We start from the raw sequence: 26,129 nt of genomic DNA on the forward strand, positions 1-26,129 counted from the left end.
CCCTGAGCATGCCGAAGGGCGAGCGTGTCGAGACCCGATGAGTCGCACCACCGGGGTCTCGATACGCGTGCTCGCTGCGCTCGCGCGCTACTCGACCAACAAGCGGGTCATTCTCGTTGGCGCAGTCGGAAGACGTCGAACAGAACACGCAGCACGAGCAGCGCTGCGAGCACGATCAGCGTGTACCCGAAGATCTGGTACAGACTCAGCGTCGGCGTCACCTGCGGCCCGCCGGCGCTGACCAGCAGCAACGTTGCCATGATGCCTGCGACGCCGGCCAGGAACGCCAGCACGACCTCATGCACGAGGCTACGGATCATGCCCCGGTCGCGGCGGTCCGCGAACAGCCGCACGTTCACGCTCATTCGACCGGCCTCCAGCGACGTCATGAGCTGATCGACGCGGCGGGGCAGGCGCCGTAGCAGCGGTAACAGCTCGGCGGCCTCATCCGTCAACGACTTCTTCAGCGATGACGGTGTGAAGGCAGCGGACAACTGCGCCTGGGCGAACTCCTTCGACTCAGCGAGCACGTCGAAGCCGGGGGATAGAACACGCAGTGTTCCCTCAACCACCGCGACCGCGCGAAACGCGGATGCCAGCTCGCTCGGAATCTCCAGATGGAACTCGGCGAGGAGCGCGACCAGCTCCGTGAACATGGTGACCGATACGCTGGCCCCTGGGCCTAGGTAGCGGGCCATGAACGCGCCGATTGCGCGACGGAGCCCTGCTTCGTCAACGTCCTCCGGCAGTTCGACCAGGCCGAGCAGGCTGTCGCTCATGGCGCGAGCATCCCCACGATAGAACGCCAGCAGAATCTCACCGATCTGCTGCCGCAGCTCCGAATCGAGCCGCCCGACCGACCCGAAGTCGATGAGCGCGAGATCGTCACCGGCCATCAACATGACGTTTCCCGGGTGCAGATCACCATGGAAGACACCGTCGAACATGATCTGACGCAGCAGTGAGCGGAACAGACGTTGCGCTTGGGCTTCGCGTTCCGCAGCAGAATGGTTCGCAAGCGCATCCGTACCGCTCAGCGTGTCGCCGTCGATGAGCTCCATGACAAGTACCCGATCGGTGCAGAGTGCTTCGTAGTGATGCGGGATTCGCACTCGCTCGGGTTCGGGATGCTGCGCCTGAGTCGCCTGCATCGCGCTCATGTTCCGCGCCTCGATGCGATAATCGAGCTCTTCCCGTAGCGCGTCGATGAATCCAGCGGCAAGCTTCTCCGCGCCAATCGAACCACCCGCATCCGTTGCGCGCTCGAGCGTTCGCGCCAGGCGCCGCATGATGTCCAGATCACGCTCCACAACCGGGCGGATGCCGGGCCGCTGCACTTTCACCGCAACCGCCTGTCCTGAATGCAGTGTGGCCCTGTGCACCTGACCGATGGACGCTGCGGCGATCGGCACAGGATCGAATGCGGCGAAGACCTGATCAAGAGAACCGCCCAGTTCGTTTTCGAGTAGCGCTTTCACGTCGGTCCACGATGCCGGTGGCACGTTCTGTTGCAAGACGGACAGCTCCCTGAGATATTCCGCTGGGAGAATGTCTGCGCGAGTTGAGAGCACTTGGCCGAGCTTGATGAATGTCACACCAGCCTCTTCGAGCGCAAGCCGGAGCGAACGCGCCTGCGCGGACCGGGCCCGACTGCCTTCAGCACTCTGATCCGAGCTCGGTCTACGCGGCGGGAGCAGACCGTGCTTCAAGAGGATCCGGGTGATCTGCGAGTAACGTCGGGCGCGCTGCAGCTGGGCACGCAGAGCGCCGAGCCACTTGCTCGGGCGCGGGATGCTGCCGGTCGGCACGATCAATTCCGCAGCAACCAGCACGACCATGGCGACCAGCACGATGATCCCGACCTGAATCGGAATCAGCGCGAGCGTGTCGTGCGGCTGCCTCCAGACGAACTGCGCCTCGAAGCCGACCTCGGCACCGAGCGCGATGATGCCGGCCAAAATCACCCTGCCGAGCCCGATCTGCACACCGAGCAGTCGGCGAGACACCGCCGCGAGAATCACGATGAGCACGATCGACACGACCACGCCTGCGAGCACGCTCGCGGCGATTTCAGCCGCGTTCACGGTAGACCCTCCATGCGTTGAGCCTACGATGTCTTACCGTTTAGTCGACACCGTCACCGTGAATTTCGCGTTGCGGCCGACCTCGCGGGTCAGGCCGATCCGCCGACGCAGGGTCTGTTGGTATGCCAGGTGCGAGTTGAAGACGGTCCACAGTTCGCCACCTGGCGCGAGCACTCGCCCCGCGTCTTCGATCAGCCTCAATCCAGCGCCGGCGTGCACGGAGCTGCCGAGATGAAACGGCGGGTTCAGCAGGATCAACTCCGCAGGGGCATCCGCTCGGCTTGCCAAGGCGTCGTCGCGCAGCACCTCAACCCGGTCGGCTACGCCGTTCGCCCCAGCGGTCGCCCGAGCGGATGCGACGGCCGCCGTCGACTGATCCACCGCCAGCACGCGGATGTCGCTTCGCGCCTTCGCCAGTGCAGTTGCGAGCACCCCGGTGCCGCAGCCGAGATCGATGGCGGATGCCGCGGCCGGCTTCGCCTGATCCAGATATTCGAGCAGAAAGCGTGTGCCGATATCGATGCTCGTGCCCGCGAACGCCCCGCCGTGGGCGCACACCCAGAGCTGGAGGTCGGCGTGGTACTCGCGCCGCGGCCACACTTCGTTCGGCGAGTAGCGAGCCGCTCCGGCGGTCGAGTAGCGAGCCGCTCCGGCGGTCGAGTAGCGAGCCGCTCCGGCGGTCGAGTAGCGAGGAACGAGCGTATCGAGACCCGAATCGAGGTCGGCATCGAGGTCGGCGTCCCGGGTCTCGATACGCTCGCTGGCGCTCGCTACTCGACCAGCGGCTAGCACTCGACCGGCGGGTACTACTCGACCAGTCGAGGCCGTGAGCACTCGGGCTTTTTGGCGAGCGAGCCCCGCTTGCACGTCAGCGAAACACACGGCGAACACATCGTTCATCGACCGCGTCATGTGTTTGAGCATGCCACCGGCATAGACGGTTACATCCTCACGGGCATCATTCGCGATGGTCTGCGTGATCTCCTCAAGCGCAGTCAGGCTCTTCGGCAGTCGAAGCAGCACTATCCGCGCTCCGGCCAGGAGTTCAGCGCCAAGCTCGTGCGACGCGTATTCATCATGGAGCCCGAAGCGTCGGGCGTTCTCAGCCAGCGCGCGCTCCCCGGTCAGTGCATCTTGATGCACGCGGAGACCGCGCACTCCATGCAACGCGGCCGCGCCGAGGGTCAGTGCGCCGTATTGGTCGCCGATCACAACGACCTCGCGCGGTTGCGATGTCGTGAGCGAATCCGATGCGACATCGAGTATCAGCCGGTCGGCGGCATCCGTTGCGAACAGATTCGCTGCTTCAACATCCGGATGCCGTCGCAACGCCTCGAACGCGAACGGTACCGGTGTCTGCGGGTTTGTCACTCGCCCACGCTACTCGCCCAGTTCGCCATGCGCCCGACGCGTCCTGCCCGTTCCCCAACCCGCCAGGTGAGGTGCGGGCTTTTGTCGCTTCGTCCCACTCGCAAGCGACAAAAGTCCGCACCTCGCGGGAGGGGTTCAAGGCGCGGGGCGCTCGCCGACTACTCGACCAACGACGGCGCGTAGCGGAAGCTCGCACCCTTGTGCTCTGCGGGCAGACGGTCGCCGCGGCCGTGCAGCTTCTGCCGCAGTGTGCCCTCTACATACTCCGTCGGGTATGCGCCGCGCTTCTGCAGCTCGGGGATGACGAACTCCACGACGTCTTCGAACGTCCCAGGCGTGATTGCATAGGCGAGGTTGAAGCCGTCGACATCCGTCTCGGCCACCCACTCCTGCAGTTGGTCCGCGATCTCGGCGCCGGAGCCGACGATGAACGGGCCGAGGCCGCCGATCGCGCCCTGCCTGCCGATGTCGCCGACCGTCCACTCGCCGCCGTCTTCGTTCGCGCGCTGATAGTTCGCCACCACAGACTGGATCGCGTTGCTCTTCACGTTGCCGATCGGCTCATCCAAGCCGTAGCCGGAGAGGTCGACGCCCATCCAACCCGACATGAAGGTCAGCGCGCCCTCCGCGGATGCGTATGACAGGTAGTCCCGGTACTTCGCCTGCGCTTTCTCGGGCGTAGCATCGGTGATGATCGTGAGCAGAGTGTAGATACGCGCCGAGTAACGTCCGCGACCGGCCGCCTCCAAGGCATCCCGAATCTTCGTCACCGTCGCCTTCAGCCCCTCCTTCGTCGAGGCCGCCACGAAGATCGCCTCGGCGTTGCCGGCGGCGAACGCGATGCCACGAGAGGATGCGCCCGCCTGATAGATCACTGGCGAGCGCTGCGGGCTCGGCTCCGAAATGTGGATGCCCGGCACCGTGAAGTTCTTGCCATAGTGCCCGATCTCGTGCACCTTGCTCGGGTCGGTGAACACGCCGGTCTCGCGGTCGCGCACGACCGCGTCGTCCTCCCAGGAGCCCTCCCACAGCTTGTAGAGCACCTCGAGGTACTCATCCGCGTAGTCGTAGCGGTCGTCGTGTTCCATCTGGTCGTCGTGACCCATGTTGCGCGCCGCCGACGGAAGGTAGCCGGTGACGACGTTCCAGCCAATCCGACCCTTCGTCAGGTGGTCGAGCGTGGACATCCGCCGGGCGAACGGGTACGGATGCTCGTACGCGGTTCCCGCCGTCACCCCGAACCCGAGATTCTTGGTCACGAGCGCCATCGCCGAGATCAGCATGAGCGGATCGCCGACCGGCACCTGTGCTCCGTGCTTGATCGCAGCCTCGTTGTTGCCGCCGTACACGTCGTAGGTGCCGAGCACATCTGCGATGAAGATGCCGTCGAACTTGCCGCGTTCCAGCAGTTTGGCCAGTTCGGTCCAGTACTCCAGGTCGGTGTAGCTCGCGGAACGGTCGTCGGGGTGCCGCCACAGTCCGGAGGACTGGTGCGCAACACAGTTCATGTCGAACGCATTGAAGCGAATCTGTCGGGGTTCTTGCTGGCGGGGTTCTTGCTGGCGCGTCTGGGTTGTTTCAGGCATACGACTATGGTGAAGCCGACCTGCGGATGCCGCGACTCGCGTCGCAACACAGCGTCACACAGCGTCAGTGGCCGAGCGCTGCCCCGCGCAGGCATCCGCCTTCCTTCTCGCGTAGGCGGCCGCGACCCGTCACAATTGGTCGCCTGATCGCCCCGGCAGCAGCCAATCGTGACGGGTCGTGTGCCCGCCCCCGCCCGCTGACACGCCACACACGACGCGCGCGGCGCGGCTAGCGGCGGTCGAGCGGCCGCCAGACGACGATCTGATTGCTGCGGCGCATCCGGGTGCCGGCCTTCAGCGAGATGACCTCGCCCTCCGAGTCGGAGGCGAATACGCGGCCGCCGGGCCGATGCAGCAACTCATCGGCGAGCGCCGCCTCGAGTTCGCGCACGCGGGCAGCCAATTGCGACACCTGATTTTCGAGCTTGATGATGCGATGGATGCCTTCCAAGCTCACCCCTTCGGCACTCAGCCGTGCGATCTCCCGCAGCTGCACCACGTCCCGCATCGAATAGCGGCGGGATTTGCCTGCGGTGCGTTGCGGCACGACGAGCCCGAGCCTGTCGTACTGCCGAAGGGTCTGCGGATGCATCGCCGCGAGCTCTGCAGCGATCGCGATCGCGAACAATGGACTCGACTCATCCATCGTTAACCCCGCTGTCCATTGTTAACCGCGTGCTTTCGCGAGCAGTTCCTCACGCGGGTTTTCGGCCGGAACCTGTGCTTCGAACGCTTTGAGCGCCTCTTCCGCGTCTTTTGACAAATGCGACGGAACAGCCACTTGAACAATGGCGAGTAGATCGCCTGTGCCCTTGTCTGTGACAACTCCGCGACCTTTGACTCGCAGGATCCGGCCGCTCGGCGTGCCCGCGGAGACCTTCAGCTTGACCGGGTTGCCGCCGAGAGTGGGCACCTCGATTGTCGCGCCGAGGGCTGCCTCTGCGAAGGTCACGGGTACGGTGACGCGCAGGTTCAACCCGTCCCGCTCGAACACCGGATGTTTGCGCACCGTGACAGTCAACACCATGTCGCCGGGAGTTCCGCCATCGAGTGAGCGGTGGCCTTTGCCGCGCAGCTTGATCTTCTGCTTGTCCGCCACACCGGCGGGGATCTTCACCTTGATCGGTTTGCCGTCCGGCGCTTGCAGGGTGATGGTCTCGCCCTTGGTCGCGGTGATGAAGTCGATGGTGGTCGTCGCGGTGACATCCTGCCCGCGGGTCGGGCCGCCGTAGCCGCGGAAGCCGCCGGAGGTCTGCCCGAAGCGGCCACTGCCGAACAACCCGCCGAGCAGATCGTCATACTCGCCACCGCCCTGCTGGAAGGTGTAGTTCTGACCGCGTGAGCCACCGAACATGCCACCGAAGACATCCTCGAATCCGCCATTGGCGCCGCCTGCACCAGGTGCTGTGAAGCGGGCGCCGGAACCCATCGCGCGAATCTGGTCGTACTCTTTACGTTGCTCGGGATCGGAGAGCACGGAGTGCGCCTCGCTGATCTCCTTGAACTTATTCTCGGCTGCCGCGTCGCCCGGATTGGAATCGGGGTGATATTTGCGCGCCAGCTTGCGATAAGTCTTCTTCAGCTCTGCCGGCGTCACGTCTTTGGAGACGCCGAGCACCTTGTAGAAGTCTTTGTCGAACCAGTCTTGACTGGCCACGGCGCCTCCTTTCTGATGTCTTTGGTGGTCGAGGAGCAAGGAAAAGATGGTGGTCGAGTAGGCCGCCCGCGGCCGTATCGAGACCCCGTCTCGAAACCCCGGAATCGGTGCGGGGTCTCGAGACGGCTGCTCGCTTCGCTCGCGGCCTCCTCGACCAGCGTAGGTTCTTGCCTACTCCGGAACCGCCACGACGACCTTCGCCGCACGCACCAGCGTTGATCCCAGTGTGTACCCGGTCTCGACGACATCGGCAACCGTGTCGGTCTCGACACCGGCAGTCGGCTGCTGGAAGATCGCCTCGTGCACGTTGTGATCGAACGGCTCACCGACGGTGCCGAAAGAGGCGAGCCCCAACTTCTCAGCTACGCCGCGCAGCTTCGCCGCAATGGTCGCGAACGCGCTTTCACCCTCGAGATCACCGTGTTTTTCAGCGCGGTCCAAGTCGTCGAGCACCGGCAGCAAAGCCTTCGCAGTCTCGGCAACCGAGCGCTCCCGCTCGACCTCCCGGCCGGTCTCAGTGCGCTTGCGATAGTTCGCATATTCCGCGGTTACCCGCTGCAGATCGGCAAGCCGTTCTGCGGCGAGTTCCTCAGCGGTCGCCTGGCCGGAGAGAAAGTCGAGGTCGGCATCCGAGAGCGAACTCTCGAGATCTGGGCTGCCGCCCTCGCCAGTGTCAATGACCTGCTCGTGCTCGAGGTCCGACGCGGCGCCCCCGGATGCGGCATCCGCAGATGCACTATCCGCAGCTACCGCATCCGGTGTCGGACGAACCTTCCCCGTTTCGGGGTCGATGCGTCGCTTGTCGTGCACGACCGGTTCCTCGTGTTCAGGAGATTCGTCTCGCTTTGCCATTGTTACTTCGCGCCCTCTTCATCGTCCACGACCTCAGCGTCGACGACATCCTCATCGGATGCCGCGTCACCGGATGCCTCGCCCTCGGGTGCAGCGCCCTCAGCACCGGCTGAGGCAGCGGCATCCGCTTGAGCAGAAGCATAGATCGCTTCGCCGAGCTTGCCCTGGCTGGCGGTCAACTTGTCGAACGCGGTCTTGACCGCGTCGTCGTCATCGCCCGCGAGCGCGCTCTTCAGACCGTCGACATCGCCCTGGACCTCGTTCTTGACGTCCTCGGGCAGCTTGTCGGCGTTGTCCTTGATGAGCTTGTCAATCGAGTAGGCCAGCTGCTCGGCGCTGTTGCGTGTCTCAGCGGACTCGCGGCGCTTCTTGTCCTCAGCGGCATTCTCTTCGGCCTCGCGCACCATGCGCTCGATGTCTTCCTTCGGCAGCGAAGAGCCACCGGTGATCGTCATCGACTGCTCCTTGCCGGTTCCCTTGTCCTTGGCAGACACGTGCACGATGCCGTTCGCGTCGATGTCGAAGGTAACCTCGACCTGCGGGATGCCGCGGGGAGCCGGTGCGATGCCGGTCAGCTCGAACGTGCCGAGCGGCTTGTTGTCGCGGGTGAACTCGCGTTCGCCCTGGAAGACCTGGATCGCGACGGACGGCTGGTTGTCATCCGCCGTGGTGAAGGTCTCACTTCGCTTGGTCGGAATCGCCGTGTTGCGGTCGATCAGGCGGGTCATGATGCCGCCCTTGGTCTCGATGCCGAGCGACAGCGGGGTCACGTCGATGAGCAGAACGTCCTTGCGCTCACCACGCAGAACGCCGGCCTGCAGCGCGGCGCCGACGGCGACGACCTCATCCGGGTTCACGCCCTTGTTCGGCTCCTTGCCGCCGGTCTCCTGCTTGACGAGCTCCGAGACGGCGGGCATACGGGTCGAACCGCCGACGAGCACGACGTGGGCGATGTCGCCGACCTTGATGCCGGCCTGCTTGATCACGTCTTGGAACGGCTTCTTGGTGCGGTCGATCAGGTCGCTGGTCATCTGCTCGAACTGCGCACGCGAGAGCGTCTCGTCGAGGTTGGCGGGGCCATTCTCGGTCAGCGACAGATACGGCAGCTGGATGCTCGTCGACATGCTCGACGAGAGCTCCTTCTTCGCCTGCTCTGAGGCTTCCTTCAGTCGCTGCAGGGCGATCTTGTCCTTGGAGACGTCGACACCCGTGGTGTCCTTGAACTTCTTGATCAACCACTCGACGATGCGCTGATCCCAGTCGTCGCCGCCGAGCCGGTTGTCGCCCGCGGTCGAACGCACCTGAATGGTCGAGAAGTCGTCGTCCTTGCCCACCTCGAGCAGTGAGACGTCGAACGTTCCGCCACCGAGGTCGAAGACCAGGATGAGCTCGTCTTCCTTGCCCTTGTCCAGGCCGTAGGCGAGCGCGGCCGCAGTCGGCTCGTTGATGATGCGCAGCACGTTAAGGCCTGCGATCTCGCCGGCTTCCTTCGTGGCTTGGCGCTCAGCATCGTTGAAGTACGCGGGAACGGTGATGACGGCATCCGTCACGGTGTCGCCGAGGTACTGCTCTGCGTCGCGCTTGAGCTTGCTCAGGATGCGTGCGGAGATCTCCTGCGCGGTGTACTTCTTGCCGTCGATGTCTGCTTTCCAGTCCGTGCCCATGTGGCGCTTGACGGATGCGATCGTGTGGTCGACGTTGGTGACGGCTTGGCGTTTGGCGGTTTCACCGACCAGCACCTCACCGTCTTTCGTGAAGGCGACGACCGACGGGGTCGTGCGGAAGCCCTCAGCGTTTGCGATGACGGTGGGCTCGCCACCTTCGAGGACCGAGACCACCGAGTTGGTGGTTCCCAGGTCGATTCCTACTGCTCGTGACATAGTTATTACCTTTCTGCGGGCTTGCGCCCTGACCTGTTCTACGCTGACGAAATTGAAGACTAAGAGTGAGAGTTGAGTCTCACAGGCTCAAGTTTATCAACCGCGGATGCTGTGTCAAGTTGATCCTTGGAAACTTGAGTCTAGCTGTGTCAACTCTGTTGCGATTGTCAGCCTTCTCGCCGGGGCCGTCCAGTAATCGAATTGCATCGTTCCGTCGAGTAGCCCGCGAGCGCAACGAGCGTATCGAGACCCCGACCAACTCCGCGGTGCGCCAAACGCTGCTTCCCCCTCGGCGTCACAGCGCTTTGCGCACCAGTTGCGCAAAGGCGCCCCGGCCTACGGCACGCGATACAACCACTCGTCGGTCGCGAATTTCTCCGTCACCAACCACTCGGCGCGAGCCAACTCTTCGTTCGACACCTCACTCGCCGTCAAACCGTACAGTCCGCGGAACGTGTCTTCCATCCGCGTCATGATCGCCTCACGCGACATGCCGGTCTGGCTGCGCAGCGGGTCCACCCGCTTTTTCGCGCTGGTCGTACCCTTGTCGCTCAGCTTCTCGCGACCGATCCGCAGCACGTGCGTCATCTTGTCGGCATCCATGTCATAGCTCATCGTCACGTGGTGCAGCACCGCGCCGCTGCTAAGCCGTTTCTGCGCGGCACCGCCGATCTTGCCCAGCGGCGACGTGATGTCGTTGATCGGCTTGTACGACGCGTCGATGCCGACCGATCGCAGCGCGGTCAGAACCCAGTCGTCGAGAAACGCGTATGAATCTGCAAACGACATTCCGTCCACTAACGCGATCGGCACATACAGCGAATAGGTGATGAACGAACCGGGCTCCACGAACATCGCGCCGCCGCCAGTGATGCGCCGGGCGACCTGCACGCCGTAGCGCGCGGCAGCATCCAGGTCTACTTCGTTCCGCACCGATTGGAAGCTGCCGATGATCACCGCGGGCTCGGTGCGCTCCCAGAATCGCAGTGTCGGCCGCCGCCGGCCGGCCGCGACTTCTTCGGTCAGCACCTGATCGAGCGCCATCTGCAGTTGCTCGGGGTAGGCAGGGCCGTGGATCAGCTGCCAGTCGTAATCGGCCCAGGTACTCGCCTGCGACAGCGCCCGCCGAACGGCGACGGCGACACCCTCCGATGTGAGGCCCAGCATCGTCACGTCGTTCGGCAGTGCTCGGTCGATCGCCTGAGCGAGAGCGGATGCCGCAGTGTCGGTCGGCAGACCGGTCAGCGCCTCGTTGATGGCGTCGAGCGCGTCGTCCGGTTCGAGAAAGAAGTCCCCGGACACGTGGACGTTCGCCATAACGTCGCCGGCCACGTCGAAGTCGACGACCACGAGTTTGCCGCCGGGGACCTTGTATTCGCTGTGCACGCATCCAGCGTTGCAGATTCTGCGCACGCTCGTGCAATCAGTCCGCCCGGTCGGCGCATCCGCCTCGGTATTCATAGTGCGCAAAACGTCGGAATGCCTGGGCAATCCAGCACTTCGCGCACTATGAACCGGGCGCGGCGAAGGCCGGGGACAGGATCGCGACGCGATCGCCGGGCTCGCCTTTCGGCGGTCGGGGTGCCATGAAGTGCCGCGCCTACTTGTAGGCCTGAATCACGTCGCGATACCAGCCAAACGAATCCTTCGGCGTGCGCTTCTGCGTGTCGAAGTCCACGTGCACGAGCCCGAACCGCTGCGAATAGCCCGCGGCCCATTCGAAGTTGTCGATCAGCGACCAGTGGAAATAGCCGCGCACGTCCACTCGCGCGGCGACCGCATCCGCAACAGCACCGAGGTGCGACTCGGTGTAGGAGATCCGCCGGTTGTCGTGCACCGCGCCATCCGGCCCCGGTTCGAGGTTGATCGCGCAGCCGTTCTCGGTGATGTAGATCGGCGGCAGCGCGTCACCGTAGCGCTCTTTGAAGCCGGTGAGCAGTTCGGTGAACGCGCTCGGCACGACCGGCCAGCCGAAGTCGGTGAGCGGGTAGCCCTTGATCTCGCGCAGACTGAACGGCAGGTCGGAATCCAGTGCGTGCCCGTCGACCAAACCTGCGGATGCCGCGCTCGGCGCCCCAACGCGCGTCGGGTTGTAGTAATTGACTCCGTACCAGTCGATGGGTGCAGAAATCTCACGCAGATCGTCGCTGACCCCATCCGGCAGCACTGACTCGAGCTCGGCCGGATAACGCCCGAGCAGAATCGGGTCAGCGAACAGCCAGTTGGCGAGGTTGTCGTAGAGGCCTGCGGCGATCAGGTCATCTTCGTGATCACTTGCCGGCCAGGTCGGCGCATGGTTGTTGGCGATGCCGATGTTGCCGACACCGGCCGCGCGCAGTGCGGTGACCGCGCGACCGTGTGCAAGCAGTTGGTTGTGCGCGGCGGGAAGCGCGTCGAGCCCAAGCGTGAGACCCGGCGCCTGAATGCCGGCCCCGTAGCCGAGCATGGTCAGCACGACCGGCTCGTTGATGGTGATCCAGCGCGGAATGCGGTCGGCGAAGTGCTCGCCCATCAGGTGTGCGTAGTCGGCGAAACGTTCGGTGATGTCCCGGTTCAGCCAGCCGCCCTTTTCTTCCAGTTCGAGCGGCGTGTCCCAGTGGAACAGCGTCGGCGTCGGCTGGATGCCCGCGGTCAGCAGGGCATCGACCAACCGGTCGTAGAAAGCGAGACCTTCCTGATTGACCTGCCCGCGACCCGATGGCTGGATGCGCGTCCATGAGAACGAGAACCGGTAGGCGTCGACGCCGAGCTCTTTCATCAGCGCCACGTCTTCCGGGTAGCGATGATAGTGATCACAGGCGACATCGCCTGTGTCTCCCCCGTGCACGCGGCCCGGTTCGCGCACGAACGCATCCCAGCTGGATGGCCCCCGCCGGCCCTCCATCACAGCACCCTCGATCTGATAGGCGGCCGTCGACACGCCCCAGAGGAAGGTCGGCGGAAGAGCAAAGGGGAGGTCGTGCGACATAGGAGTCCTTTCGGGCTTTCGAATGGCCCATTGTCAGCCGATCCTACGCCTGCGGTTTGGCCTTCAGGGTGCCGCGCTCCAGGGCCTGGACGCGAAGATGTCAAGCCCCAGCGCGCCAGAAAGATATCGTGCGGCTCGCTGACCACGAACGCTGTTGCCAGCGGGGTCCAGCGGCGGCGAGAAGGTGCCGAGGCCTCCTTTTCCGGGCGCGACGGTGAGAATTCCGCCGGAGATCCCGCTTTTCGCGGGCACCCCGATCTCGAAGAGCCAATCTCCGGAGAACTCGTAGAGTCCCGAGGTCGCCATCACGGCGAGGGCGTCCCGACACACGGCAGCATCGACGACCTTTTCGTGTGTGATCGGGTTGACGCCGCCGTCGGCGAGTGTTGCGGCCATCACCGCCAAATCTTTCGCGGACGCGAGAAGCGAACACTGCTTGGTGTAGACATCCGTCGTCTGGTTCGGGTCGAAGCGCAGTCGCCCGTAGCTCTCCAGCAATCGGGCGATCGCCAGATTGCGTTGGTTCGTTGCCGATTCAGACTCGTACACGTCGATATCGAGCTCCAGCGGATGCCCGGCGAACCGGGACAGCCCGGCCTGGATGAATTCCCATTTCGCGGCCGACGTGTCACCCGGCACCAGGCTTGTCGTGGCCAGCGCTCCGGCATTCACCATCGGATTCCGCGGTTCGCCATCGTGGAGTTCCATCGCCATCACCGAGTTGAAGGGCAGGCCCGTGCTGTTCACCCCGACGATCCGCGAGATCTCGTCGTGCCCCAGCTCCTGACAGACCAGAGCGAACACGAACACCTTCGAGATCGATTGGATGGAGAACCGGTAGTCACTGTCTCCGGAGCTGGTCAGCGTCCCGTCGACACCGCAGATGCTCAGGCCGAACAGAGCCGGGTCCGCCTGGCTCAACGAAGGAATGTGGTCGGCAACGACGCCCTCCCCCAGTGGGAGGTACCGGCGATACGCCTCCCGAAGCAGCGCCTCGACACGTTCCGCGGGAGGCAGAGTACCGGTGGACACGGTCCCATCGGAGGCGTGCACCTCGTCGGATGCCAGGAGTCCCGATGAGAAATCAGGTTGTCCGCTTCGCTGCTCCGGAATAACCATCAGCCCTTCCGCTTACCTCGATCGTTCTGAACTCCTCACCCTATTAGCCGGACCCCTCCCACCGTGCACTAGTACCGGTGCATCCGCTCCCAGGCGTCGTTGGCACCGTCCTGGTCGTAGATCGGGCGGCCGCCGCGGGCATCCCGGTAGGCGAGAATGACCGCAGCCACCGACAGGATGACGCAGATCATACCCGCCGGGTTGGTCACGCCGATGGCGATGCCAAGGCCTGGCTCCTGCGCCCCGGTAAGGATGGTCTGCATGCCGGCTGGCGTCGCATCCGGCAACGTCAGGCCGCAGAGGATGCCGAATGCCCACGACGAGAGAACGATCGCGATTGTCCAGCCATGCGCTTGATAGCCGGCGCGGGCACCGCGGATCAGTGCGCGGCCCGTAGCCACTTGCAACCCGGCGATGATCAGCCCGATGAAGACATACAGCGGCGTCAGGCTGCCTGCGACGCCGAACGGAAAGCGGCCCACACCGATCCATGCGGCCACCAGCAGACCGCCGAGCATAATCAGGATGCCGGGCGCCACCGACATCGGTGCTCGGGTGGCCTCGCCCGCAGGCTCGCCCGCGTCAGCATCCGCACGCACGCCCGCGTCCGCATCCGCATCCTGACCTGCCGGTTCATCCGTCACCATCCCACGATAACCGGCTCTACGCGCACTAGCCTGAGTGCATGACCGACGACAACGGCGCGGCCTGCATCACGGGCGTCGCAACCGTGCCAGCGCAGCGCATCCCCACCGGCCGCATCGTCGCCTGGGGGCTGTGGGACTGGGGTTCGGCATCGTTCAACGCCGTCGCGACCACGTTCGTCTTCACCGTGTATCTGACCGGAAAGGCGTTCGGCGGCGATGCCGTTGTGTCCGCACAGCTCGGCTGGGCGCTGGCAATCGCGGGTGTTGCCGTCGCCTTGCTCGCCCCGATCACAGGGCAGCGCTCGGATCGTGGCGGTCGCCGCAAACTCTGGCTGGCTGTGAACACCTACCTCGTGGTCATCGCGCTTGCGCTCATGTTCTTCGTCGAGGCCAAGCCGAGCTTCCTCCTGTTCGGCCTGATCCTGATCGCGGCGGGAACGATCTTCTTCGAGTTCGCCAGCGTCAACTACAACGCCATGCTCGCGCAGGTCTCCACGCCGCGCACGATCGGCAAGGTCAGCGGGTTCGGCTGGGGCATGGGTTACATCGGCGGCATCGTTCTACTGCTGATCGTCTACTTCGGGTTCATCCACCCCGACGTTGGCATGTTCGGCGTCACCAGCGCAGACGGCCTCTCCGTTCGGGTCTCGATGCTGATTGCCGCGGCCTGGTTCGGCCTGTTCGCGCTGCCCGTGCTTTTCTCTGTTCCCGGCAACCGGGCGACGACAGATGCCAGGGCCAAGCGAGTGGGCTTCTTCCGCTCCTACGCCATCCTCGGCCGCGACATCGCGCGACTCTGGCGCACCAGCCGGCACACCGTGTATTTTTTGATCGCCAGCGCGATCTTTCGCGACGGTCTGACCGGCGTCTTCACCTTCGGCGGCGTGCTCGCCGCCGGCACGTTCGGCTTCACGCCCGGCGAAGTGATCATCTTCGCGATCGCAGCGAACGTCGTCGCCGGCATCTCGACCGTCGCTGTCGGAGTTCTCGACGACCGCCTGGGGCCGAAGCCGGTCATCGTGACGGCGCTGGTCGGGCTTGTGGTCTGCGGGATGCTCGTGTTTCTGTTGCATTCCGGTGGCCAAACGGTTTTCTGGATCTTCGGCTTGGCCCTCTGCCTGTTCGTCGGCCCTGCTCAGTCGGCCAGCCGCTCGTTCCTGGCGCGCTTGATTCCGAACGGCAGGGAAGGCGAGGTCTTTGGACTGTACGCAACGACGGGCAAAGCGGCGACCGCACTGGCACCCGCCGCGTTCGCTCTGTTCGTCACCATCGGCGGCGCGCAGTACTGGGGCATCCTCGGCATCGTGCTCGTTCTCGCGATCGGCCTCGTGCTGCTCATTCCGGTGAAAGCCCAGCAGGAGCGACTCGCGGATCACTGATTACCCACCTGTGAATTCATTGGCGACCCACAATCTCGTGCTTTAGATTGGAGGCCGTGAGCACAGAACTGGATTTGGATGCGTACACATCGAGTGAGTCAGAACATCCGGACTGGTTGACAGATCGAGCCGCTCATGCGCTCGAGGGCGTGGACGACACGACGCTCGATGAGATCAGGCTGTTGCGTGACGACTTCGCCCGCTTTATGATGCCGTACAAGTTCGGCATCGACGAGGTGAATACGAAAATCTCGATCCTGCGCGAGGAATTCAGTCAGCTACACGACTACAATCCGATCGAGCACGTGTCGAGCCGCTTGAAGACTCCGGAGAGCATTGTCGCTAAGGTGATCCGCAAGGAGTGCGACCCGTCATTCGACGCGATCGCCGCCACCATCACCGACATCGCGGGCGTGCGCGTCACCTGCAGTTTCGGTTCGGATGTCTATCGCGTGTTCGAACTTCTCACCGGTCAGAGCGATGTGCGCTTGATCACCGCGAAGGACTACATCGCGAAGCCGAAGCCGAACGGTTACAAGAGTCTGCACGCGATCATCGAGGTGCCAGTGTTCCTGTCTGCCGGGCCGAAGCCGGTCTTCGTGGAGGTGCAGATCCGCACCGTTGCCATGGACTTCTGGGCCAGCCTCGAGCACAAGATCTACTACAAATACGACCGTGCGGTGCCGCAAGAATTGCTCGACGAGCTCAAAGAGGCCGCCGAAACAGCGGCCCGCCTCGACGCGAAGATGGAACGCCTGCACACCGAGATCCGCGGTGCCGGCGAGCTGAGCAACCCGCACCACACACTGGTTCCCGCCGATGATACTCTGCAGCAGTTCCGCGAGGTGCGCCAACTCTTCAGCGACGTGTAAGGTCCGCCCAAGACGGTGGTCGAGTAGCGAGCGCCAAGACGGTGGTCGAGTAGCGAGCACCAAGACGGTGGCCGAGTAGCGAGCACCAAGACGGTGGCCGAGTAGCGAGCGCCAGCGAGCGTATCGAGACCCGTATCGAGACCCGTATCGAAACCCGTATCGAAACCCGTATCGAGACCCCGCAGCCCATGCACGAAAATGGATGTATGAGTTCCACACACGCGCACACCGAACAAGTCGTCCTGCTCGCCGAGGACGGCACGCCGATCGGTGTCGCGGACAAGGCGACCGTGCACGACGCGAACACCCGATTGCACTTGGCGTTCTCGTGCCACGTGTACGACGGTGACGGCCGTATCCTCGTTACCCAGCGTGCGCTGACCAAGCGCACGTGGCCCGGCATTTGGACAAACTCGTTCTGCGGGCATCCGGCGCCGGACGAAGCGAGCGAGGATGCCGTGCAGCGGCGCGCCCGACGTGAGCTCGGCATCCGTGTGACTGGGTTGACGCTTGCACTGCCCGACTTTCGGTATCGAGCAACGGATGCCAGTGGCGTCGTCGAAAACGAGGTCTGTCCCGTCTACACCGCAACGACGACGGATGCGATCGCGCCGGCGCCCGACGAGGTCATGGCGTGGCGCTGGGTCGACCCCGCCGACCTGCTCAAAGCAGTAACCGCGACCCCGTGGGCGTTCAGCCCATGGCTGAGTCTTCAGCTGCCGCTACTGTACACGGCGACCGTTCGCTGACCCTTCTGTAATGGTTGTGGCTGGTCTGGTACTGGCTGGCAGACTGGCGTTTTCAGCTTTGTCTGGTGTGACTCACCGCCCTTCCGACCGCGCGCAGCGTGTGTCTTGCAGTCGACATGTCCACCAGGCAGGGCGGGAAGCGCCGGCCTGACCGCGTGAACATGGCTTGATAGAAGCTCGTCCGGGACCTTGTAAGAGATCCCGTGACTCATTACAGAAACGCCTGCTCGACGACCAGACCGGCACGTAATAACACCCCCTACAGAAGGAGTTACCGTGCCCATCGTCTCACAACTGGTTTGGCAACAGTACGACCACGTCATCGGGGTCGACACGCATGCCAGGACCCACACCCTGGCCGTGCTCAGCAGTGCCGGAGCGCTGCTGAAGTCGGCGACTTTCCCGACCAGTAAACCCGGGCTGGACCGCGCCTACGCGTGGATGCTGCGCGAGGCACCAGGCCACACCCTGGTCGCGATGGAAGGCACCGGCTCCTACGGGGCAACCTTCACCGACCTGCTGAGTGCCCACCGGGTGGAAGTCACCGAAACGAAACCACCGAAACGAGGTGTCCGCCGGGCCGGTAAAAGCGACGTCATCGACGCCGAACACGCCGCCCGCCACGCACTGGCCCTGCCCGTGGACCGGCTGATGATCCCCCGCACACACCACGGCGACCAGGCCGCACTGCGAGTCCTTTTGACCTCCCGGAAAGCACTGCAGAAGAACAAAACCGCCACCAGCAACGCGTTGACCGCGCTGCTGCGTGGCTTTCCCCTCGGCATCGACGCCCGCAAGAAACTGACGAAAGCACAAATCGGCCAGGTCGCCGCCTGGCGCACCCGCAGCACCGACACCCCCGCACAGAACACCATCCGAGCCGAAGCAACCCGGATGGCCCAGGAAATCCACACCCGGCAGGGCGAGATCGCCACCATCAACGCCAAGCTGACCATCCACGTCACCGCACTGGCCGCCTGGCTACTGGAAGAGAACGGTCTCGGACCCTTCACCGCCGCCCAACTCCTGGTCTCCTTCTCCGCCCACGGCCGCATCCGCTCCGAGGCCGCATTCGCCCGCCTCGCCGGCGTCGCCCCGATCCCCGCGTCCTCCGGGAACACCACCCGGCACCGCCTGCACCGCGGCGGCGACCGGCAACTCAACCACGCCCTCTACATCATCGCCTCCCACCGCATGCTCAACGACGAGCCCACCAAGGCCTACACCGCCAAACGCCAAGAACAAGGCCACAACCGCCGCGAAACCCTCCGCAACCTCAAACGCCACATCGCACGCTCAATCTTCCGAAAACTCAACGCCAACACTTGACAAAACCCATAGAAGCGTCGACTTCGCTCAGGGACCGGAACTTCGGTCGCTGAGCGCAGCCGAAGCGCCGGACCGCGATCATGCGATGCGGGTGCCCTCGACGTGCCCGACGTGCACCCAGGTGACGGCGTCATCGTTGGACACCCAGCCGTCCCAGAGGTAGCTGTCGCGCGTGATCTCGCTGAAGTTCCAGCGGATCAACCGCCCGTCGTTTTGCGTGCCGTCCTGCCGGATGCCCTTGTGCCAGCCGATCGCGACGAGGTTCGCATACTGATTCGTGGCCGGGCTGAAGAAGCTGACTCGAACGACCCCGGCGACCGGGTCATACACGCGCAGGGCGGTCGCGACCGTCTCGGAAACGGACGGATCGTCCGCGCTCGGCACGACCTCGACATCCTGAACGGCACGCCCGCCGAGTACGAACGAGACGATCCAGGTGAACGAACGCTCCACCCACTCGCCGGTGGCTTCGTCGAGGCTGCGACCGCGCGCATCCCAGGTGCCGATGAGCTTGCCGAAGCGACGCATCCGCGAGGGATATTTGGTGGTCGGCCCCTCCGTGATCAGTGCGCGTGCGAAGTCGCTCACTGGGCTGTCGCTCACTGGGCTGTCGGGCGCTGGGCTGTCGGGCGCTGGGCTGGCGGCCACTGGGCTGTCGGGCACGCGCGTCTCACCGGCCCGCTTTGCCCGCATCGGATGCGCCGACATCCGTTCGGTGGAAATTCTGGAACGACCGCGACGCGGTCGGCCCGCGCTGCCCCTGGTAGCGCGAACTGTAGGCACCCGAACCATACGGATGCTCCGCGGCCGACGACAGCCGGAAGAAACACATCTGACCGATCTTCATGCCCGGCCAGAGCTTGATCGGCAGCGTCGCCACATTGCTCAGTTCGAGGGTGACATGCCCAGTGAAACCGGGGTCGATGAATCCGGCGGTCGAGTGCGTCAGCAGGCCGAGCCGGCCGAGCGAGCTCTTGCCCTCCAGCCGCGCAGCGACGTCGTCGGGCAGCGACACCTGCTCGTAGGTCGAGCCGAGCACGAATTCGCCCGGATGCAGTATGAACGCCTGGTCGGTGTCGACCTCGACCAGGTGCGTAAGTTCGGGCTGATCTTCGGCCGGGTCGATGAACGGATACTTGTGGTTGTCGAACAGCCGGAAGTAGCGGTCGATACGCACGTCGATGCTCGACGGCTGCAGCATGTCAGGATCATACGGATGCAGCGCAATCCGCCCCGCATTCAACTCGACCTTGATATCACGATCAGACAGCAGCACACGGTCAGACTATCGGAACGCGTGTTGCGGGCAGGTTTCGAATGCGAGCATCTCGCGAGAGCGGATGCGTGAGGTTGCGGATGCGGACACGTCGCGTTGCCCCCTAACCTGGCAGTATGCAGACAGCGCGTGGCCTCGATCGACTCGTGTTCTTCACGGACGCCGTGACCGCGATCGCCATCACGCTCCTCATCCTGCCGTTGGTCGATTCGGTCTCCGGAGCCGCAACAGCCGGGCACAACGCAGCGCAATTCCTCGCGGACAACGTCAACCAGCTGGGTGCATTCGCACTCAGCTTCGCTGTAATCGCACGGTTCTGGGTTTCGCATCATTCGGCATTCGAACATGTCAAGTCATACAACGGGCAGCTGCTACTGCTCAGCTTGGTTTGGGCATTCACGATCGTTGTGCTGCCGTTACCAACCGAAATGATCTCGCAGTTCGCTACGACCCCGGTCACTGTCGGCATCTACATCGGCACGTTGACCGCGAGCAGCGTGACGCTGCTGGCGATGACACTTCTCATTCGCAGGCATCCGCAGTTGGAAGACCCGAGCAATCCGATGCGAGGCAGAAAGGTGTTCGCCAGCATCGCGACCACGATCGGATTCGCGGTTGCACTCGTGATCGGCGTACTGGTGCCACCCATCAACTTCTTCGCACTCCTTGTTGTGTTCCTGTCGATTCCCGCGCAGAGGATCTACGACCGACGCGCGGCGGCGCGCGCACCGCACGCCCCCTAATCGCTGCGCGCGCCTGCGCGCCCGCGCGCCCGGCCATCTGCGCCACTTGGCGTGTAGTGCGCCAGTTGAAGTGGCGCAGGATGCAGCACATGGCGCACCGCTAGCGTGCCGGGCCGCACCGCTGGTCGGGGAGGGCCGGTCCCTGAGCTTGCCGAAGGGCGGCCGTCTCGAGACCCCGCGAGCCAATCCCGGCCATCATAGATCGGTACCAGGCCTGTGCCGGATCGGTACCATTGGGTATGGCCACTAATCTCCGACTTCGCGCAGACGTCGCGGCAGCAGTCAAGTCCGAGGCAGCACGCACCGGCCGGTCGCAGCAAGACATCATCCGCACCGCGATCGAGGCTTATCTCGCGCGCGCAGGCACGCCGCCTACATCGGCGCGAGAAGCGAATGACTCGCTCGGTCTTATTCCGCCGCGGAGCCCATGGCGACGAGCGACGAAGCGCATTCGCCTCGCACCCGGCGTCTCGTCGACCGAGTTGCTCGGTCGCGAAGATCGGATCTGAGTGCGCATCTACGTTGACAGCAGTGCGCTGATCAAGCGCGCGGTCGATGAGCCGGAATCGGACGCGCTCGTCGACTGGCTTGAGCAACGGTTGGCGGCCGGCGACACGCTCGCCAGTTCGTCGCTGGCCTGGGTCGAGGTGACGCGCGCACTACGCACCCGACTGGACCATGAGCATCCTTCGTCGATCTCAGAACTGGCGGATGTTGCACTCTCCGGGCTCTCGGAGTTCCCTCTCGATGCCCGCGTGGTGGCACTTGCTCGCCGCATCGGCCCGCCGATTCTCCGAACTCCGGATGCGCTGCATCTCGCCAGTGCGACCCTGCTCGACGCCGATCTGCTGGTCGCCTACGACGCGCGCCTCGGCGCCGCGGCGGCCGAACTCGGCATCCGAACGGTCGCACCCGCGCCTCCGGTGGTCGAGTAGCGAGCGCCAGCACCGCTACCGCTGGTCGAGTAGCCCGCCCCAGCGCCGGCACCGCTGGTCGAGTAGACCGCGAGCGCAGCGAGCGAGCGTATCGAGACCTTCATCCCCGCGGCCCGACTCAGCCCGCCGCTGCCAGGATGCGGTCGCAGAGTTCCATCGTTCGGGCGTTGTCCCACCCGTCACTGCTAGACGTGGGCCGCGCCACGGCATCGGCCACCGAGTCGGCGAACGCCTGCAACTCGCCAACGAAGCCGCGCAGGTACAGATCGCGCTCAACCCCCGACATCGCGCTTTCCGCCGGAACCCGTGTGACCGTCGCGTCGGTGAGCACCCGCCACGACGCGACATCGCCCGCATCCGCCGTGTGCACGGCCAGCTCTGCGACGTTTCGAACCGCCGCAACCCCCGCTCGCCCGACAACGCGCAGAAGCTCGGTCTCGCTCGAGAATGACGGCAGTCCGGTCAGATCGAGCGTGCCGATGACGCCGGAGTCGAAGCGCAAGCTGACGGCCATCGACACAAGGTTGCCAGCCGTGTTGCTGAGCGCCTTCACCTCCGCAGGCTCGCCGAAGAGGTAGCGCACGAGATCGACCACGTGGATTGCGGCGAGTGTCAGAAACTCGCGCTCGTTTGCGCAGAACGCGGTGCTGTCGCATCCGAATGTCAGTTGGAAGGAGTGGAGCTCGCCGAGCGATCCATCGTCGAGCTCGGCCTTGAGTGCTTGGTAGGCCGGTGCGTACCGCTTCATAAAGCCGACCGCGAGCCGCACGCCAGCCTGCTCAGCGGCTGCAGCGATCTCAGCTGCTTCACCGCCATCGCGGCCGAGCGGCTTCTCGACGAACACATTCTTGCCGGCGGCGATCGCCTGCCGGGCAAGCTGGGCCTGGTCATCCGGTTGGGCGACGATCACAACGTTGCGCACGGCGGGATTCTGCAGCAGCTCGGCGGCGTCCCTGTAGGCGACGCCGTCTGAGCCGAAGCGCGCCAGCGCGGCGGCCGACCGATTCACGTCGGTCGTTGCGATGGCGTCGATGCGGATGCCGCCGAGCACGCACGCCGGGAGAAGATTCGAGCTCGCGTGGAATCCGGCGCCGATGAACGCGACGGAAGGCGTTCGTTCGGTGATTTCGATCACCTCGAAGACCGTGCTGATCGCGGGCTCGTCCGCGCGCAGTTCCCACTCGGCGTCGCCGAGGAACCCGCGGATGTCCTCCACCAGCGTCGCCCAATACTCGCGATGGATCGTGCGCCAGGCTTCAATCGACGCGGCCTCTTTCAGCGTGAGAAACTCGGTGATGTCGGCGGAGCTGGTGCGAACGACATCCGTGTAGCGAACGACGGCGACGCGGCGATTAGTGGAGTCGAGCAGTGCGCGGAGTTCGCTGACACGCGGAACGCGCTCACCCTTCAGCGCGTATGCGACGGCAAGGTTGGTCGACCCGGTTTTGCGCCCGGCCAAGATATCACTGACGACCTGCTCGCGGAACTCGCCAGGCTCGCCGAAGATGAGCGGGGGCAGTGCTGCGATGTCGTGAGGATGCATGCTGTCTATTCTGCTGGTCGTCGGTGCGCTCGATGTGCCTCCGACTGACGCGCTTCGGCTTCCTCGACGCCGTGCCTTAGGATGGTTGTCGATCGTCGGCGTGCGTGGCGGTCGCGCGGATGTAGTTCAATGGCAGAACTTCAGCTTCCCAAGCTGATAGCGCGGGTTCGATTCCCGTCATCCGCTCTCAGGAGGGCGCGATCACCACCATCTGCCCGGCACATCGCAGCCGATCGCACACAATTCATCTGTACATGCATTATGCATGAGCGATATGCCGATCGCATGTCTAGCTTGCAAGTCAGAAATGTTCCCGCCGAGACACTACGCGCCCTCAAGGCCCGCGCGGCAGCTGCAGGCCAGAGCCTCTCGGAGTTCGCACTCGCGGAACTCACGGCGAGCGTGGCCCGCCCCAGCCTCGATGAGTTGAGCGAGCGCATCCGTGTGCGTGGGGTTGTGAATCCGCAGATGTGAGTATCCGATGTGCTGAGCGAGGCGCGCGTTACCGACGCCGCGTAATGCTGGTCATTGATGCGTCTGCGCTCGCCGAATTGGCGCAGCAGCGAGTGCATGGCGCGCACTATTCGGCGCGCCCCCTGGCGATATATACGCCGGTCGCGACCGCCCCCGCGACCAGCACGCATCCGCCCAGAATGACGGTGAACGGAATGCCGATCATCGTGCCGAGCACACCGACGGTCAGGCCACTGAATGTTTGCATGCCGGGGCCAAACATGCTGTACGCACCGATGACGCGGCCGCGCTGCGCGACTGGTGCCTCAAGTTGCACGATCGCCTGCTCCGTGGCCGTGCTGGTGATCTGGGCGACGCCGGCGAGCACCAGTGCGACCACCGCGACCACGATCGACCCGGTGAACGCGAACACGGCGGCAGACAGGCCGAACACGATCGTCGCCACCACGGCGGTTCCCACACTCGGCTTCACCCATCCGCTGGCCTCCAGGAAGAACCCTCCGACCACGCCTCCGAGGCCGAGCGCGAACAGCAAGACACCGTAGATCAGTCCCGCGTCTTGCCCAGAGGCGGCAAGCGCGTTGCCGAACACCGGCATCGCGGTCTGCAGCACGGCCCCGATGGTGACGGAGGCGAGCGCGGCAAGAATCAGCATGCCCACGATTGATCGATTGTGTCGCACCTCGAGCAGCACTCGCAGTGAGGACCGGGTCGAGGACCGGGTCGAGGTGCGCCCGCCGACCGACGCGTCTTCGCGCAGATGCCCGGTGAACGGCGTGCGCGTCAGGTAGATCGTCAGCGGCAGGTAGAACACGACATTGATGAAGATGCCCAGGGTGGGGCCGACGCCCACAAGTAGCGCAGAGCCGACGACCGGCCCGAGCAGGATGCCCAGGCTGTGGAACGTCGCGTTGATGCGCACCGCGCTGGCAAGTTGCTTGCGTCCGGCGAAGTCGTAGAGCATCATCTGCTCGGCGGGCCCCCACAGACTCCCCGCCGTGCCATGCAGCACCAGCAGAACGCACGCCTGCCACAGCTGCAAGCTGTCGGTGAGAAAGAGCACCCCCCACGCGATCGACACGAAGATGAACAGACCCTGTGCCGCCTGGATGAGCCGCCGACAGTCGTACCGTTCCGCAAGCGCACCCGCGTACACCGACAGCAGGAGGAACGGCAGCCAGTGGCTGACCAGCTGGAAACCGACAAGCGCCGGCGAATGGAATCTCTCCCACAACACCCAGTACGTGAGCACGTGCTCGATGTTGTCGCCCATCATCGCCATGCCGCCGCCGACCAGGTATGGTCCCGTCTTCCAGCTGCGCAGAACGGCGAAGCGGCGCACGCGTTCGCGCCCACCGCTGCCCGCAGAGATTTCGGCCGACGTCACCTCGCGCCGCGCGCGCCGGTCACGACATCCTCGGCCACGGTTCGCCGCAGCACGGTGCGCACTCAGGCAACACCATGGCCGCGAATGAATCCGTCATACTGCCATACTGCCAGGTTTTGCGCCGGCGAGTAGGTGGCGCCGGTTACGTTACCCCGGCCCGGATGACACTTTTATGGGCTTAGCGAGAAGGATTTAGGGCTTCTTTTCCGCCTGGGTCTGGAGGGCGCATGAAAATGGCCAGGTCCGCTGGTCGACTGGTTGTCGGCGGATCTGGTTCGACGTCAAGGGTCCGTGGTTCGACATCTTGGGGGTCGGGTTCGACATCAAGGGTGTTGGCTTGCGGGATCGCCCGGATTAGTACTGCGATCAAGAGGCAGATCAGTGCAGCCAGCAGCACCGCGGGTGCTAAGAGCCGAACGAACTGTAAGAACGCGTAGTTGTCTGGAACCGAGCATCGCCCCGGGACACAGTTAGCGCCTGGCATAAAGGCAGTGCTGGAAACATAAAGAACTCCGACCGCGGCAACGGCCACGAAAGACTTCGAACTTCCGGCTTTGCGATAGCGCATCTCTCTGGATGGGATGACCACGCCAGGTTCGGCGGCTGCTGGCAACCTGATTGTGCTGGGTTCAACTCCGGCCAGCGGGTTCCGCAATTCTGAACGCAGCGCCGTCAGCTTCAGATACGTCGAAGAAGGGTGATGACCATGCCCGAGGATCCCAATACTGCGCCGAGCGACCACGGAGTAGTGCAGCTCAAATGAACGCGTGATCATGTGCAGGTAAAACTCCAGCAGTGCGACTGCCTTGTTCTGAATCACCGTGTGTTCGGTGCAGCAGTCAAGGTCTTCGAGGGGGCCGAGTAGGTTGACGAATGCGAGCCGAAGCTGTAGGCCGGATCGCGCATCGACTCCATCGGCCGCGTCGGCCGCGTCCGCTGCCGTGGCGGAATCGAGCTTTGCCAGTAGATCTTCGGCCGAGTTCGCCAACAATATCGCTTGGTCAATTACCCACAGCAATGCAAGCGACTCGGCCTCGCACTGCGATCGCGGCAAGTCCTCAGGTCGGTTGAGGCACCCAAACCACGTCAAACGCCCCACGATTGAGTGCCAACCCCGACCGAACCGTCCCTGGCCTGCGCTATCCCACCGCATTTCGCACACTCCCTCGTGCACCGCTTGTGTTCAATAAGTGGACGCTAGCTCCGATGCAGGCACGCGGCAATAGGTTTATCGTGACTGTTTCTCGCGATTGCTTTTCGTGATTGCGCGCGCGGAAT

The 26,129-nt window shown here is 64.3% G+C and carries 24 protein-coding genes and 1 tRNA gene; 9 read left to right on the forward strand and 16 right to left on the reverse strand.

The window, feature by feature from the left end:
- Positions 1-107 precede the first annotated feature (107 nt).
- The 11 genes from QU604_RS21265 to QU604_RS21315 form a co-directional block, all read right to left on the reverse strand.
- Complete coding sequence (locus QU604_RS21265; protein ID WP_308466600.1) at positions 108-2,084, reverse strand: ABC1 kinase family protein; 1,977 nt, start codon at positions 2,082-2,084, stop codon at positions 108-110.
- A 33-nt stretch (positions 2,085-2,117) separates the two neighbouring features.
- Entirely contained in the window at positions 2,118-3,455 is a 1,338-nt protein-coding gene (locus QU604_RS21270; protein ID WP_308466601.1) for a class I SAM-dependent methyltransferase, read from the reverse strand.
- A gap of 158 nt (positions 3,456-3,613) precedes the next feature.
- Positions 3,614-5,041, reverse strand: coding sequence for an LLM class flavin-dependent oxidoreductase (locus QU604_RS21275; RefSeq protein WP_308466602.1), 1,428 nt, complete (start codon positions 5,039-5,041; stop codon positions 3,614-3,616).
- Positions 5,042-5,270: 229 nt separating this feature from the next.
- The gene (locus QU604_RS21280; protein WP_308466603.1) at positions 5,271-5,687 is read right to left on the reverse strand and encodes a heat shock protein transcriptional repressor HspR; all 417 of its coding nucleotides are present in this window, start codon (positions 5,685-5,687) and stop codon (positions 5,271-5,273) included.
- A 21-nt stretch (positions 5,688-5,708) separates the two neighbouring features.
- Entirely contained in the window at positions 5,709-6,698 is a 990-nt protein-coding gene (locus QU604_RS21285) for a DnaJ C-terminal domain-containing protein (protein ID WP_308466604.1), read from the reverse strand.
- Between the two features lie 171 nt (positions 6,699-6,869).
- On the reverse strand, positions 6,870-7,550 hold the full coding sequence (locus QU604_RS21290; protein WP_308466605.1) for a nucleotide exchange factor GrpE: 681 nt from the start codon (positions 7,548-7,550) through the stop codon (positions 6,870-6,872).
- 2 nt (positions 7,551-7,552) lie between these two features.
- Positions 7,553-9,430 carry a molecular chaperone DnaK gene (dnaK, locus tag QU604_RS21295; RefSeq protein ID WP_308466606.1) on the reverse strand — a complete coding sequence of 626 codons (1,878 nt, stop codon included), beginning with the start codon at positions 9,428-9,430 and terminating at the stop codon, positions 7,553-7,555.
- A gap of 336 nt (positions 9,431-9,766) precedes the next feature.
- Positions 9,767-10,816, reverse strand: coding sequence for a lipoate-protein ligase LplAB (locus QU604_RS21300; RefSeq protein WP_308466607.1), 1,050 nt, complete (start codon positions 10,814-10,816; stop codon positions 9,767-9,769).
- A gap of 214 nt (positions 10,817-11,030) precedes the next feature.
- Positions 11,031-12,398 carry a GH1 family beta-glucosidase gene (locus QU604_RS21305; RefSeq protein WP_308466608.1) on the reverse strand — a complete coding sequence of 456 codons (1,368 nt, stop codon included), beginning with the start codon at positions 12,396-12,398 and terminating at the stop codon, positions 11,031-11,033.
- A 63-nt stretch (positions 12,399-12,461) separates the two neighbouring features.
- Complete coding sequence (gene glsA / locus QU604_RS21310; RefSeq protein ID WP_308466609.1) at positions 12,462-13,517, reverse strand: glutaminase A; 1,056 nt, start codon at positions 13,515-13,517, stop codon at positions 12,462-12,464.
- A 68-nt stretch (positions 13,518-13,585) separates the two neighbouring features.
- Positions 13,586-14,164: a hypothetical protein gene (locus tag QU604_RS21315; RefSeq protein ID WP_308466610.1), complete on the reverse strand. Its 579-nt coding sequence runs from the start codon at positions 14,162-14,164 to the stop codon at positions 13,586-13,588.
- A 38-nt stretch (positions 14,165-14,202) separates the two neighbouring features.
- Between QU604_RS21315 and QU604_RS21320 the strand changes: the two genes are divergently transcribed.
- From QU604_RS21320 to QU604_RS21335, 4 genes are all read left to right on the forward strand, one after another.
- A complete protein-coding gene (locus QU604_RS21320; protein WP_308466611.1) occupies positions 14,203-15,543 on the forward strand; it encodes an MFS transporter in 1,341 nt (446 codons plus the stop codon).
- Between the two features lie 206 nt (positions 15,544-15,749).
- Complete coding sequence (locus QU604_RS21325; protein WP_308468992.1) at positions 15,750-16,415, forward strand: GTP pyrophosphokinase; 666 nt, start codon at positions 15,750-15,752, stop codon at positions 16,413-16,415.
- Positions 16,416-16,621: 206 nt separating this feature from the next.
- A complete protein-coding gene (idi, locus tag QU604_RS21330) occupies positions 16,622-17,164 on the forward strand; it encodes an isopentenyl-diphosphate Delta-isomerase (RefSeq protein ID WP_308466612.1) in 543 nt (180 codons plus the stop codon).
- Between the two features lie 276 nt (positions 17,165-17,440).
- Positions 17,441-18,493 (forward strand): IS110 family RNA-guided transposase, encoded by a 1,053-nt coding sequence (locus QU604_RS21335; protein ID WP_308466613.1) that lies wholly within the window; start codon positions 17,441-17,443, stop codon positions 18,491-18,493.
- 78 nt (positions 18,494-18,571) lie between these two features.
- On the opposite strand, the gene QU604_RS21340 is transcribed toward QU604_RS21335, so the two are convergent.
- Positions 18,572-19,081: a hypothetical protein gene (locus tag QU604_RS21340; RefSeq protein ID WP_308466614.1), complete on the reverse strand. Its 510-nt coding sequence runs from the start codon at positions 19,079-19,081 to the stop codon at positions 18,572-18,574.
- 82 nt (positions 19,082-19,163) lie between these two features.
- Positions 19,164-19,769: a dCTP deaminase gene (gene dcd / locus QU604_RS21345; RefSeq protein ID WP_308466615.1), complete on the reverse strand. Its 606-nt coding sequence runs from the start codon at positions 19,767-19,769 to the stop codon at positions 19,164-19,166.
- A 116-nt stretch (positions 19,770-19,885) separates the two neighbouring features.
- Between dcd and QU604_RS21350 the strand changes: the two genes are divergently transcribed.
- From QU604_RS21350 to QU604_RS21360, 3 genes are all read left to right on the forward strand, one after another.
- Entirely contained in the window at positions 19,886-20,512 is a 627-nt protein-coding gene (locus QU604_RS21350; protein ID WP_308466616.1) for a TMEM175 family protein, read from the forward strand.
- 239 nt (positions 20,513-20,751) lie between these two features.
- The gene (locus QU604_RS21355; protein WP_308466617.1) at positions 20,752-21,021 is read left to right on the forward strand and encodes a ribbon-helix-helix protein, CopG family; all 270 of its coding nucleotides are present in this window, start codon (positions 20,752-20,754) and stop codon (positions 21,019-21,021) included.
- A complete protein-coding gene (locus QU604_RS21360) occupies positions 21,022-21,447 on the forward strand; it encodes a type II toxin-antitoxin system VapC family toxin (RefSeq protein ID WP_308466618.1) in 426 nt (141 codons plus the stop codon).
- Between the two features lie 118 nt (positions 21,448-21,565).
- Here the strand turns inward: QU604_RS21360 and QU604_RS21365 are convergent, their stop codons facing one another.
- Positions 21,566-22,990 (reverse strand): Gfo/Idh/MocA family oxidoreductase, encoded by a 1,425-nt coding sequence (locus QU604_RS21365; RefSeq protein WP_308466619.1) that lies wholly within the window; start codon positions 22,988-22,990, stop codon positions 21,566-21,568.
- Positions 22,991-23,105: 115 nt separating this feature from the next.
- On the opposite strand from QU604_RS21365, the gene QU604_RS21370 reads away from it, so the two are divergent.
- A tRNA-Gly gene (locus tag QU604_RS21370) sits at positions 23,106-23,176 on the forward strand.
- A gap of 99 nt (positions 23,177-23,275) precedes the next feature.
- Complete coding sequence (locus QU604_RS21375; RefSeq protein ID WP_308466620.1) at positions 23,276-23,464, forward strand: FitA-like ribbon-helix-helix domain-containing protein; 189 nt, start codon at positions 23,276-23,278, stop codon at positions 23,462-23,464.
- A 106-nt stretch (positions 23,465-23,570) separates the two neighbouring features.
- On the opposite strand, the gene QU604_RS21380 is transcribed toward QU604_RS21375, so the two are convergent.
- Positions 23,571-24,851: an MFS transporter gene (locus QU604_RS21380; RefSeq protein WP_308466621.1), complete on the reverse strand. Its 1,281-nt coding sequence runs from the start codon at positions 24,849-24,851 to the stop codon at positions 23,571-23,573.
- Positions 24,852-25,029: 178 nt separating this feature from the next.
- The gene (locus QU604_RS21385; protein ID WP_308466622.1) at positions 25,030-25,671 is read right to left on the reverse strand and encodes a hypothetical protein; all 642 of its coding nucleotides are present in this window, start codon (positions 25,669-25,671) and stop codon (positions 25,030-25,032) included.
- Positions 25,672-26,129: the final 458 nt, after the last annotated feature.

It is taken from the genome of Rathayibacter sp. SW19 (assembly GCF_030866825.1).
Classification (GTDB): Bacteria; Actinomycetota; Actinomycetes; order Actinomycetales; family Microbacteriaceae; genus Rathayibacter_A; species Rathayibacter_A soli.